The organism is Sphingobacterium sp. GW821-FHT03E03 (assembly GCF_059420745.1).
In genome coordinates this window covers 130,221-142,233 of record NZ_JBWKUH010000010.1, presented here as the reverse complement: position 1 = coordinate 142,233, position 12,013 = coordinate 130,221, and the positions used below count along the sequence as shown (strand labels likewise).

13 protein-coding genes are annotated in these 12,013 nt (G+C 39.1%); 6 read left to right on the top strand and 7 right to left on the bottom strand.

What is annotated here, in order from left to right; all coding sequences use genetic code 11:
- Window position 1 precedes the first annotated feature (1 nt).
- The gene (locus AC07UV_RS13450; protein WP_495184123.1) at window positions 2-670 is read left to right on the top strand and encodes a hypothetical protein; all 669 of its coding nucleotides are present in this window, start codon (window positions 2-4) and stop codon (window positions 668-670) included.
- 180 nt (window positions 671-850) lie between these two features.
- On the opposite strand, the gene AC07UV_RS13445 is transcribed toward AC07UV_RS13450, so the two are convergent.
- The gene (locus AC07UV_RS13445) at window positions 851-1,057 is read right to left on the bottom strand and encodes a hypothetical protein (protein ID WP_495184122.1); all 207 of its coding nucleotides are present in this window, start codon (window positions 1,055-1,057) and stop codon (window positions 851-853) included.
- A gap of 37 nt (window positions 1,058-1,094) precedes the next feature.
- On the opposite strand from AC07UV_RS13445, the gene AC07UV_RS13440 reads away from it, so the two are divergent.
- Complete coding sequence (locus AC07UV_RS13440; RefSeq protein WP_495184121.1) at window positions 1,095-1,619, top strand: magnesium chelatase subunit ChlI family protein; 525 nt, start codon at window positions 1,095-1,097, stop codon at window positions 1,617-1,619.
- On the opposite strand, the gene AC07UV_RS13435 is transcribed toward AC07UV_RS13440, so the two are convergent.
- From AC07UV_RS13435 to rsfS, 4 genes are read right to left on the bottom strand one after another with little or no spacing between them, the layout of a single operon-like run.
- Window positions 1,616-2,239, bottom strand: a complete 624-nt coding sequence (locus tag AC07UV_RS13435; protein ID WP_282251679.1) for a rhomboid family intramembrane serine protease — start codon at window positions 2,237-2,239, stop codon at window positions 1,616-1,618. The two genes, AC07UV_RS13440 and AC07UV_RS13435, sit on opposite strands and share 4 nt — an antisense overlap.
- A gap of 2 nt (window positions 2,240-2,241) precedes the next feature.
- A complete protein-coding gene (locus AC07UV_RS13430; protein ID WP_282251678.1) occupies window positions 2,242-2,889 on the bottom strand; it encodes a LutC/YkgG family protein in 648 nt (215 codons plus the stop codon).
- Between the two features lie 57 nt (window positions 2,890-2,946).
- Complete coding sequence (gene ftsH, locus AC07UV_RS13425) at window positions 2,947-5,031, bottom strand: ATP-dependent zinc metalloprotease FtsH (RefSeq protein ID WP_495184120.1); 2,085 nt, start codon at window positions 5,029-5,031, stop codon at window positions 2,947-2,949.
- A gap of 48 nt (window positions 5,032-5,079) precedes the next feature.
- Window positions 5,080-5,454, bottom strand: a complete 375-nt coding sequence (gene rsfS, locus AC07UV_RS13420) for a ribosome silencing factor (protein WP_104383576.1) — start codon at window positions 5,452-5,454, stop codon at window positions 5,080-5,082.
- 47 nt (window positions 5,455-5,501) lie between these two features.
- On the opposite strand from rsfS, the gene AC07UV_RS13415 reads away from it, so the two are divergent.
- The 4 genes from AC07UV_RS13415 to pfkA all read left to right on the top strand — a co-directional run bounded on the left by AC07UV_RS13415 (window position 5,502) and on the right by pfkA (window position 9,809).
- Window positions 5,502-6,272: a biotin--[acetyl-CoA-carboxylase] ligase gene (locus AC07UV_RS13415; protein WP_495184119.1), complete on the top strand. Its 771-nt coding sequence runs from the start codon at window positions 5,502-5,504 to the stop codon at window positions 6,270-6,272.
- 123 nt (window positions 6,273-6,395) lie between these two features.
- Window positions 6,396-6,845 carry a protein-disulfide reductase DsbD domain-containing protein gene (locus tag AC07UV_RS13410; protein ID WP_259179608.1) on the top strand — a complete coding sequence of 150 codons (450 nt, stop codon included), beginning with the start codon at window positions 6,396-6,398 and terminating at the stop codon, window positions 6,843-6,845.
- 86 nt (window positions 6,846-6,931) lie between these two features.
- Entirely contained in the window at window positions 6,932-8,638 is a 1,707-nt protein-coding gene (locus AC07UV_RS13405) for a protein-disulfide reductase DsbD family protein (protein WP_495184118.1), read from the top strand.
- Between the two features lie 196 nt (window positions 8,639-8,834).
- Window positions 8,835-9,809 carry a 6-phosphofructokinase gene (pfkA, locus tag AC07UV_RS13400; protein WP_120260428.1) on the top strand — a complete coding sequence of 325 codons (975 nt, stop codon included), beginning with the start codon at window positions 8,835-8,837 and terminating at the stop codon, window positions 9,807-9,809.
- A 217-nt stretch (window positions 9,810-10,026) separates the two neighbouring features.
- Here pfkA and AC07UV_RS13395 read toward each other — a convergent pair whose 3' ends face one another.
- Together AC07UV_RS13395 and AC07UV_RS13390 are read right to left on the bottom strand one after the other, a co-directional pair.
- Window positions 10,027-10,473 carry a hypothetical protein gene (locus AC07UV_RS13395; protein WP_495184117.1) on the bottom strand — a complete coding sequence of 149 codons (447 nt, stop codon included), beginning with the start codon at window positions 10,471-10,473 and terminating at the stop codon, window positions 10,027-10,029.
- Window positions 10,474-10,848: 375 nt separating this feature from the next.
- Entirely contained in the window at window positions 10,849-11,988 is a 1,140-nt protein-coding gene (locus AC07UV_RS13390; protein ID WP_495184116.1) for a redoxin domain-containing protein, read from the bottom strand.
- Window positions 11,989-12,013 lie beyond the last annotated feature (25 nt).

Below are 12,013 nucleotides of genomic sequence, written 5' to 3'. Positions count from 1 at the left end.
TATGATAGGGCAACTAGATATTACTTTAATTAATGATTTTGAAGCATGTTTTCGCAACAACTGTCTGCTTTTGATAGGAGAAGCCTACAATTGGTTGAAGGTAAATGGAGAAGTTTCTGTCGATTGGGATGAAGAAACTATATCTGCGAATATTTTTACGCACATTGACGAAAGTGAAAAAGCTATATGTTGGAACATTTCTGTCTCCGACGAATGTCGAATATATAATCAAGCGATCTTAAAGAACAAAAAGAAAGCAAAATCCGCTCCCCGTATAGATTTGAAGTTAGCAACAAATTGGATCGAGGGCAAAAAGAGAGTCAGCTTTTATATAGAGGCTAAAAACCTTATTGAAAATAACTGTAAAAAATCAAATCGGAAATCTTTTTTAAATGCAAAAAGGATACAAACTCGTTACATTTCAACAGGCATAGACAATTTTGTTTCAGGTGAGTATCCGGTAAACGGTTGTATGCTTGGTTATGTAGTAGAAGGAACAATGGTCTCCATTATTGACAACTTAAATGTTGTTTTGGAAAATTCTTCCAGACATGATGAAGTGATCAAAAAAACTGAGGAAAATCCACCCTATTTGGATACTGAGTATATATCCCATCACAAGAACGGTAATTCTGTTTATCATTATTTTCTCAAATTCTCAACTAATTAATTTATTTTAAAAACTATTAGAATATTGGTACTCAGCAATTGCTGAAAAAAGTTTGACATCTTAAATTATAAAAGGTTTCCAAAACAAACGGATATAATTCTAAGAATTATTTCACGAAAAATAAGCAGGCGACTCAACAAATTTCGAGAGTTTCTTTTGCACGCGAATTATTTAGAAGACTCATATTTTATCTTGTTTCCCATTTTCATACATTATGGCAGCAAGAAAATCCAACGGATTCTGTCCCTTACCTTTATTCATTCCAAGGTCTTTTGAGGTTACGAGCTGATTTGGCCATACGGTAAAATAATTGGATAGGTTCAGTAACCTAAAGTCTTGGATCTGTTCAACAAATTTGGAATGTTTAGCATTTTTATTATTGTACATAAAAGCAATAGAACTGGCAATCAAATAAGAGACTTGGATGCCCTTAAAACGAAACAAGGCAACGCAGGAATGTCCATGCGGGTACTTTAACCATCCCGAAAAGGAATGTATCTTCGGTAGTAATACCGTTCAACGGTATTTAAGTAAAATATCGGGCCCGTTATTAGATCGGATTGACCTCCATGTGGAAGTCACACCTGTACTCTTCGATGAGCTGAGTGGCGCAGGTTCTTCTGAAAATAGCCTGACAGTCCGCAATCGTGTCATCCAAACGAGACTAATTCAAAAACAACGATTCGAATCCTATCCAGATGTTCATTGTAATGCACACATGAGCACCAAGTTAACCAGAGATATCTGTCAGATCGGTGAACCGCAAAAGAAATTACTAAAGACAGCTATTGATCGTCTAAATCTTTCCGCTAGGGCTTACGATCGAATATTAAAAGTCGCCCGCACCATCGCAGACATGGAAAATAGTCCTACGATCGAAAACCACCATCTCGCTGAAGCGATCCAGTACAGAAATTTGGATAGGGAAACTTGGGGCGGAAAATTTTAGAACTGTGCAAGACAATGCTTTATGACCCAAGGGAAACAGATAATAGTCAAGATCAATCCGGATAATGCACCAAAGAAATGTGCATCATGGTTAACTCCGTCCTGCGCTTTTTTAGAAGCCCAGATACAATAACCCAAAAACAGAAAGGCGAATAAATAAGCCGGCATTGGGATAATCATCATGACTCCAATAGTCATCTTCGGGTTAAAAAGGATATAACTAAATAAAACGGCACAGATAGCGCCCGAAGCACCCAGACTGTAATAACCGTAATTATTTTTCTGTTGGATAATCGTCGGAATATCACTCAGCACCAGACTACCTAAGTAAATGACAGCAAAGAGAAGATGTCCATAGGGACTTGCCTGCGCCAGCATCTGTTCCAAACCAAATGCGAAATAATAAAAAGTGATCATATTGAACAGCAGGTGCCCCCAGTCTTTATGGATAAAACCACTGGTTAATATTGTATACAAGCGCTGCTTGCGGGCGATACTGTATGGATGAAGCATTAACTTTCCATAAAGCTGCTCGTGAGAAAAGGTATAGATACTCGTTACAAGCGTAAAAAAGAAAATAACACTTGCTACGGGAGTTTGTTGTAAGTAAAAAGTAAGCATTGCTAGAAACGGTCTTCTAAAAGTAAAACATATAACTCTTTGGGGCCATGAGCTCCCAAAACCAGCCTTTTCTCAATATCTGCAGTACGTGACGGGCCTGTAATGGTTGATATCATCGTCGGAATTTCCTGGCCATAACGTTTCTGCATATAAGCTAAGGCATCTTTCACATCCCACACCAATTGAGAAGCTTTGGCGACAACGATGTGAATTGGAGGGTAGATACTTAGGCGACGTCCGGAAGCATTTGCATTACTAACCATAATACTTCCATTACGCGCAATTAACGCTTCACAGGAGGTAATACTCGCATTAGCAGACTCGAAGTCTTTCTCTGTTTTGAAAAAAGGGAAACCATAGGGAGTCAGCAGATTTTGGATTCCCTGCTCCCAAGCATAGATATTTTTTATATTGTTTACCTCTGTTAATGTAATCAAATTTTCGATGAGGCCAATCTCACCGTCGCAATAAAGAAACTTGCCACCAGCGGCTGTCAGTTCACGAACAAAAACAAGATCAACCAATTCATCCTCTTCTTTATAAAGGGGTGTTTCTTTGAAATTAGGATGTGGATTATCGTTTTTTTGAAGTAATGCCTGACGTATACGTTTTAACATTACCTCCTTCGCTGTCGCGTTCTTCACGTTCATGGCTCAATAGCAATATAAATACAGCGCTAGAGTTTTTCTAGCGCTGTAAAATCTAAATTAGTTTAAACTATTCGGTGATGGATTATCCAATCGCTGTTCATCTTTTGAAGTTGCCTCCTCGGGGTGAACATCCAATGGTAAATCGGTCTGAGGCACACCGCCACCGTCAGCACCGTTGACAAACTCATCATAAGTTGTCTTGGTATCGAAAGGACGCTTACCTAATATCTCTTCAAGATCAGATTGGAAAAGGATCTCTTTTTCCAATAGCTTTTCTGCAATCTTAATCAGCCCCTCACGTTTGTCCAACAAAAGTTGTTTTGTACGTGCATAGACATCTGTAATCAGATTACGAACTTCGGCATCAATCAGCTCTGCCGTTTTGTCAGAGTATGGTTTTTGAAAAGAAGCCTCTGAGCTATCACGGAAAGACACATTTCCTACCTTATCATTCATACCATAAATGGCAATCATTGCATAAGAAAGTTGCGTGATACGTTCCAGGTCATTCTGAGCTCCTGTGGAAATTCTCCCGAAAGTAATATCTTCTGCCACACGTCCACCCATAGTCATACATAAACTGTCTACCAGTTGTTCTGTTGTATATAAAAACTGTTCACGAGGAAGATATTGTGCATATCCCAAAGCTGCTACTCCACGCGGAACGATAGAAACTTTTACCAAAGGATCTGCATGTTCCAAATACCAACCAGCAATAGCGTGTCCCGCCTCGTGATAAGCAACGATTCGCTTCTCTTCAGGAGAAATGATTTTATTCTTTTTCTCAAGACCACCGATCACACGATCCACGGCATCCTGAAAATCTTGCATATCTATCTCAGATTTGTTTTTACGTGCAGCGATCAGCGCCGCTTCATTACAAACATTGGCGATCTCTGCACCAGCAAAACCTGGGGTCTGTGCCGATAATTTTTTTGCATCCACCTCCGCTGATAACTTCAATGGTTTTAAATGCACTTTAAAAATATGCTCACGACCTATCAAATCTGGCTTATCAATAGAAATCTGGCGGTCGAAACGTCCTGGACGCAATAATGCTGTGTCCAATACATCAATACGGTTTGTCGCTGCTAAAATAATAACACCTGAATCCGTACCGAAACCATCCATTTCCACCAATAACTGGTTCAATGTATTTTCACGTTCGTCATTGCCACCCATCATCGAATTTTTACCACGGGCACGACCGATCGCATCGATCTCGTCAATAAAAATAATACATGGAGCTTTTTCTTTGGCTTGTTTGAACAAATCACGGACACGTGAAGCGCCCACACCGACAAACATCTCTACGAAGTCTGAACCAGATAGTGAGAAAAAAGGCACCTGTGCTTCACCTGCAACAGCTTTTGCCAATAAGGTCTTACCTGTTCCCGGAGGGCCTACCAGTAATGCTCCTTTTGGGATTTTACCCCCTAAATTCGTGTACTTACGCGGATTTTTCAAGAAATCCACAATTTCCATTACCTCTTGTTTTGCTTCTTCTAAACCTGCGACATCATTAAAGGTGATATTGATTTGTGATTCTTTATCGAATAACTGTGCTTTGGATTTGCCGATATTAAATATCGCACCACCGCCACCACCAGCACCACCGCCCATACGGCGCATCAAGAAGATCCAGATTGCTGCCAATACTAACAACGGCAACATAAATGTCACAAACCAGCTCGCCCAAGGATTAGAACGATCGGCATATTTTAATTGCACTTTAGGTGTTCCTGGCGCCAGTTCAGCCTGGGATGCAGCTAATTTCTTTTCTAGAACCTCTGCTGAGGCATCCTTGAAGATATACTGCGGACCTGTTTCCTCTTGACCAGCAAGACTTGGAATTGGATCATTACTCTTGGTTACGTCTTTAAAATTGGGATTATCTTTCCAGCCCTTCTTTAGATAGACTTCTACCTCGACAAGATCATTTTTCTTATATGCTTCCAGACGCTCAACAGCGCCGGTTTTTAACATGCGTGTTTCAAAATCACTATAGCTAATTTCCTTAGCCGGGTTTTCTCCAAAAACATATTGCAAGGCAAAAAAACCTAAAAACATGGCAATCATAAGCCACACAAAATTGAATTTTGGCGGTTTCGGGCTTACCTTACTACTTGGGATTTTTTTCATTATATCGTAATTATATTTTCTGTATAAATTATTGAATTGAGGCTGTTATTAAGCACTTTGGAAATGCTGAACTTGTGCATCTCCCCACAAATCCTCGATTGCATAATGCGCTCTTTTTTCGGTCTTAAAGATATGCACAACCACATCCACAAAATCCAAAATCAACCACTCTCCGTTTGATTGTCCTTCTTTATATTGGGGTTCTTGACCAAAAGCCTTATAGACTTCCTCCTCTACACTCTTGGCAATAGCGTTAACCTGAATGTTGGAGTCGGCATGGCAAATCACAAAATAATCAGAAACAGAACTGTGAAGATCTCTTAAATCCAAACGAACAATCTCGTTTGCTTTCTTTTCCTGCATACCATGAACGATAATTTCTGATAGACGTTGCGACAATTCTGAACTTTTATTTTTACTCATTAAAAAATATGATAGTTTTGACTTAATATTTATTTAATACTTTCAGTTTGCAAAATAACAATATTTCGGGACTTATCATCGGTCAAAATACAATATATCTTGACAAAGTTGCCTCTACAAACGATTATTTAAGAGATTTATTGTCAAATTTCAAGCCACTCGCAGAGGGCACTGCCATTTTAGCAGGAGAACAGTTTCAGGGAAAAGGGCAACGAGGGAGCACCTGGGTCAGCGAACCAGGGAAAAACCTGACCACATCAATTCTTTTAAAACCGCATTTCTTATCAATAGTACAACAATTTGCGCTCTCAGCGACAGTTGCAATCGCTGTAGTCAACTGGCTTAAACGCAAGACTGAGCAGGATGTGACCGTAAAATGGCCAAATGACATTTATGTCGGAAACAAAAAAATAGTAGGCATCCTTATTGAAAATAAATTAAAGGGAAATAAAATTGAAGCGTCTATTGTCGGAATCGGCATTAATATTAATCAGGTCAATTTTGACACAGCAACAACAATTACTTCCTTAGCTGTTCTTACAAACAAAGCCGATTATGTCATAAAGGACCTGGCCGTCGAGCTTTTTGAAAGTATCCAAAAGGAATACAACAACCTCTTCACCCATTCCTGGCAGCCTATATTAGACCGTTACAATGAGTCACTATTTTGGAGAAATCAGGAACGCCCATTTTTAGTTGCAGGTGAGAAAAAAACTGGGATAATTAAAGCAGTGGGAATTGATGGTCAATTACAAGTGCTTATTGACAACAAGTTGCAGAAGTTTAACATCAAAGAGATAAGTCACCTTATATCCTAATCTTTACACTAAATACAGATAAACCATTTTAGAATATGCTACTTTTGTAAAGTGGATAAATTAAACCTTTATCAACTTTAGTGATCAAAGGTGTATAACGAACTGCAATAATTATTTAGGAAAATGAAAAAATTAGTATTGTTAATAACTGCGGTGATTTTTGCAGTTACTGGAGCCTTCGCTCAAATTCACAAACCTGTAAAATGGACTGTAGCCAGCAAGAAACTGAACAACAACGAAGCTGTTGTCTATGTCAAAGGAACAATCCAAAACGGTTGGCACATTTATTCTCAAAATGTAAAAGATGGTGGACCTATTCCAACTTCTTTCAATTTCACAAAAGCTGCTGAATACGCATTAGTTGGTAAAACTGCTGAGCCAAAACCAAAAGTAAAGCACGAGGAAGTGTTTAAAATGGACGTTGGTTACTTTACAAATGAAGTGATCTTTCAACAAAAAGTAAAATTGAATAAAGGTACAGCAACAGTCAAAGGTACCGTCGAATGGCAAGCTTGTGATGCATCACAATGTCTTCCTCCTGACGAATATGCTTTTGCTGTGACAATCAAATAGTAAAAATGATCATACACGGATAAAATAATAAGGCGATTCTCATCGCCTTTTTTTATTTTTGAAACTGACATCAGAAACAGATACGCATGTTAAAAAACACATTTATTCTACTTTTAATTGCTTTTTTCAGCCTCTCGCTTACAACGACGGCTTTTGCATTTCAACAAGACAGTCTAACGAGTACAGAAGGGCTTCAATTTGAATCTTCACCTGATACTACACCTACAGTGGAGGCTGTACCTGACGACCTGGCTTTTTCAGATGCTCCAGATACAACCCTGAGTCAAGATAGCAGCAAATTGGATAAGGCAGTAACAAATATTCCATCCGGTAATTCAGATACTGGAAAAAAATCTCTTTGGAGTATTTTTATCGCAGGATTAATTGGCGGTTTTGCCGCACTCCTGATGCCATGTATATTCCCGATGTTACCGCTGACAGTGAGCTACTTCACCAAACAATCCGGTACTCGCGCGAGCGGTATTAGCAAAGCGCTACTCTATGGTCTTTTTATCATTGTGATCTATGTGGCGCTCGGAATGATTATCACAATTGCTTTTGGCTCGGATGCGCTTAACGCCTTATCGACCAATGGGATATTCAATTTCCTATTTTTTCTATTGCTCGTCGTTTTTGCGGCATCATTCTTTGGTGCTTTCGAAATCACATTACCAAGTTCTTTTGTTAATAAAATGGATGCCAAATCAGATAAAGGGGGCCTTATTGGACTTTTCTTTATGGCATTCAGCCTATCGCTTGTATCCTTTTCCTGTACAGGTCCGATCATCGGCACCTTGCTTGTTGAGGCCGCATCAAAAGGTGAACGTTTAGGCCCAGCCATCGGTATGTTGGGTTTTTCTATTGCATTAGCGATTCCTTTCGGTCTATTCGCGATGTTTCCTTCCATGTTAAAGTCATTGCCCAAATCGGGTGGATGGCTCAATTCGGTCAAAGTAGTTCTTGGATTTTTAGAGCTTGCCTTGGCCTTAAAGTTTTTGTCCAATGTAGACCTGGCTTATCACTGGAATTGGTTGGATCGTGAAGTATTCCTATCCTTGTGGATTGCCATATTTGGCCTCATGGGCCTGTATCTTATTGGGAAGATCAAGTTTTCGCATGATAGTGAACTGAAATTCCTTTCTGTACCGCGAACTTTACTGGCAATCATTGTATTCTCCTTTGTCGTTTATATGGTTCCAGGTCTATGGGGGGCACCATTGAAATCGATCTCCGCTTTCTTACCGCCTTCTGCGACACAGGACTTCGACCTTTCGGCTGGAGTCGCAAGCACAGCAGCTCACAGTGATGGCAAAGTAAAAAAATATGCGGAAATCTTCCATGAGCGTGGTACTCCAAAAGGATTTGATCCATACTACGACTATGATCAAGCATTGGAAGCTGCAAAAGAGCTGAACAAACCTGTATTAATAGATTTTACAGGATGGAACTGTGTCAATTGCCGAAAAATGGAGGCAAATGTATGGACGGATCCTGCTGTTGCGAAGTTATTGAAAGAGGAATTTGTTATGGCCGAGCTATTTGTTGATGATAAAACAGAATTACCTGCAAACGAACAATCCATTTCAAAGTATAGCGGCAAGAAAATTAAAACAATCGGCAATAAAAACAGCGATTTTCAGGCATCGACGTTCAATAGCAACTCGCAGCCTTTATATGTCATTGTAGACGCCTCTGGTAAGGTATTAGTACCACAAACTGGTGCTAACTATAATATTGAACAATACAAGGCCTTTTTACAAAGCGGAATTGACACTTTTAAAGCTAAAAAATAAGCTCGCTGACATAACAACTGGAAATAGCTCATTTAAATGTAAAAGGCTATTGTAAAGTTTACATGAAGTTTGCTACTCGCTTAGATTAATTGCACAGCAGAAGGCAATTAATCTAAGCACTTTTAAGCTATTCAGAACTTTTTATAACGGAAATATAATTGTATATAAGCACAAAAATAGCTAAGTTTGAGTACGTATGAGTAACATTAAAAAAATTGCTGTTTTGACATCTGGAGGAGATGCTCCAGGAATGAATGCCGGTATTCGCGCTGTAGTAAGAGCGGGTATCTTTAACAATCTTGAGGTATTTGGTGTACGCAGGGGCTATGATGGTTTGGTAAATGGAGAAATTTTCCCTATGGATGCCAAATCCGTGGCCAATATCATACAACGCGGCGGCACAATCCTAAAAACTGCGCGCAGTGAGGCTTTCAAGACTATAGAAGGCCGTAAACAAGCTTATGATAACTTACGTAGCCATGAAATTGATGCTATGGTGGTCATCGGTGGTGACGGAACATTTACAGGTGCATCAAAATTCATTGACGAGTTTGACTTCCCAATTATCGGTCTACCAGGTACAATCGACAATGATCTGGCCGGAACTGATTTTACCATTGGCTATGATACAGCAATAAACACCGTTATTCAAGCGGTAGATAAGATCCGTGACACTGCGGAATCTCACGATCGTGTTTTTATTATAGAGGTTATGGGACGTGACTCTGGCTTGATCGCCATCCGTTCTGGTATAAGTACCGGAGCCGAAGCGGTATTGGTTCCTGAATTTGAGGTAGATTACGATGCAATCATGAAAAGATTGGATAAGAGCCGTAAGAACAAATCTTCGCGTATTATTATCGTTGCTGAAGGGGACAAAGAAGGTGGAATGATCGTTTCGGAAAAAATAAAAGAAAATTTCCCGCATTATGATGTAAGGCTTTCTATTTTAGGTCACATCCAACGTGGTGGTAGCCCAACATGTATGGACCGTGTACTGGCAAGCAGACTTGGTGTTGCCGCAGTAGAAGCGCTTGTCGCAGGCCGTAGAGGTGAAATGGCTGGACTAATCTGTAGTGAAATCAGATTCACTCCCTTTAAGAGCGCTATTAAACATAACGTCAAACTTAATGAGGATCTACTCCGTATCATTGAGATTCTATCGCTATAAAAAGACAGGTTTCCAAATTGGGATATAAGAAAACGAAGCTGCAAAAAAATAGAAGTACTTCCTGTAAAAGTTGAATATCTGAAAACCAACTGTAGGAGATACAAATAAAACTAAAGAAAAAAACGGTGTGTCCAACAAGCTTGGATACACCGTTTTTTTATGAATTCTTAGTACTATACTCCCGTCTCAATATCTTTTTTATCTTCTTTTGAGACAACTATTTCAGCAAATTATTTAGATATTCTTCATTTACAACAGGTAATTGAATGGTCTGTCCAACCTTAGCCATTGAATCGGCAAAATGATTGGTATTTAGAATTGCCTGCTCATAGGCTTTGACAACCTGATCGGAAATATGTAAGGATTTCGAGTCTTTGATATTAACCTTATACTGGTTGTCCGTTAACGTTACATGATGATAGAAGCGATAGGCAGCAGCCTTCAACAAGCCTAGTTCCTGTTGCGACAACTCATCTATACGTGCATTGGGGGGTAATGTCACATCTATAAATGCTGTTCCTTTAGCCAGTGTATCAATAGAATGATCTAATGGAATTGCACTGAGCGCTTCCAGGTTAACCACAGGGACGCCATTTTCTTTCTTCGAATTACAGGCAACAGCACATATAGCCAAAGCCATCACCACAGTCAGTTTCTTTCTCATTTTATTATTGTCTGAGTGTACTACTACACCCGGTTTGATTACTTATGAAGACCTGAGTAGTTATTCTCGGGTCAAGATTATTTCCTGCTCGATTTCATCCCTACAAATCACCCAAATTCGATCGCCTGACAGATGTAAATCGACAATCGCAAAAAAATCATCCCTCTTGTCTCTTACTTGATCGGTTCCCTCCAAAGCATCCATTCGCCCCTCAACAGCTTAAAGGGGAGAAGCCCAAATCAATTTCTTAAACAAAGTTAAAGAAAAGATATGTAGGCAAACCCTTAACAAAAAACACTTATTTAAAATCTCTCATAAATAAAAGATTTTAAATAAGTGTTTTTGAATAGCGCAGTCTTAGACTGTAAAATCAGACTATTTCAACAATTCTGCTAATTTAGCTTCCAAAGCTTCTCCTCTTAGATTTGAAGCGACAATTTTGCCTGAAGGATCAATTAAGAAGTTTTGCGGAATTCCACGCACCTCATATAACTTAACAGGAGCAGATTTCCAACCTTGTAAATCGGATACATGCGGCCATTGCTGCAAATTATCATCATGGATCGCTTTCACCCATGCATCTTTCTTACCTGGATTGTCTAAGGAAACACCAAAAACTGTAAATCCTTTGTCTTTAAATTTATTGAATGCTGCAACAACATTCGGGTTTTCATGACGACAAGGTCCACACCAGCTTGCCCAGAAATCCAACAACACATACTTTCCTCTCAATGAAGATAAAGAAACATTATTACCGGTCGTATCAGGCAATGTAAAATCTGGCGCTAGCGAACCAACAGCAACTGCTTTCAATTTTTGAATACGTTCAGCAAGTTCTTTACCTTTCTCCGAATTTTTCAGCTCAGGAGTCAATTTCTCAAAAGAAGCCACATATTCATTCACATTTTCACCACTTACATTTTCCGCCAATAGATCCAATGTATACCAGCTTTTTGGGTTCTTATTGATAAATTCTGCGTCAGCTTTTTCCATCTTTTCAGAAATCTCACCAGCTTGCTTTTGCAATCCCTCAATAAATTTTGGATCTTGTTTCTGAACTTCAGATGCCGCAAAATATTGTTGGTTTAATGCCTCGTATGCATCTGTATGAGGTTTTACAAAAGTTTTGTATTGGGTAAAATCATCATTGATTGCTGTACCTGTTACCGAAGCATCTTTAAATCCTTTGGATGCATCAACTTTGATCACACCTTTAGATAAATACAATTGTGCTGTTTCAGGTTGCTTTTGAGCACCTCTTAGTTCTCCAAAAGAAAGTCCATCAGGAGAATAAATCATTACACCTTTAGTTGGTGAAGCTACCTGACCGTTGAATTTAAATTCACCTTTAACGACAGCTGCTGAATCCAACTGACGTGTACCATTATTAGGATACTGCAAAAATACTTTGGCTTTGTCAGAAGCTGCATTCACTTTTCCTGTTACCGTATAGCTTTCTTGTGCCATCAATAAGGCTGGTAAAAAGCTTAAACCCATTAATATTCCCTTTTTCATAATTATATACTTCCCATAAATGTAA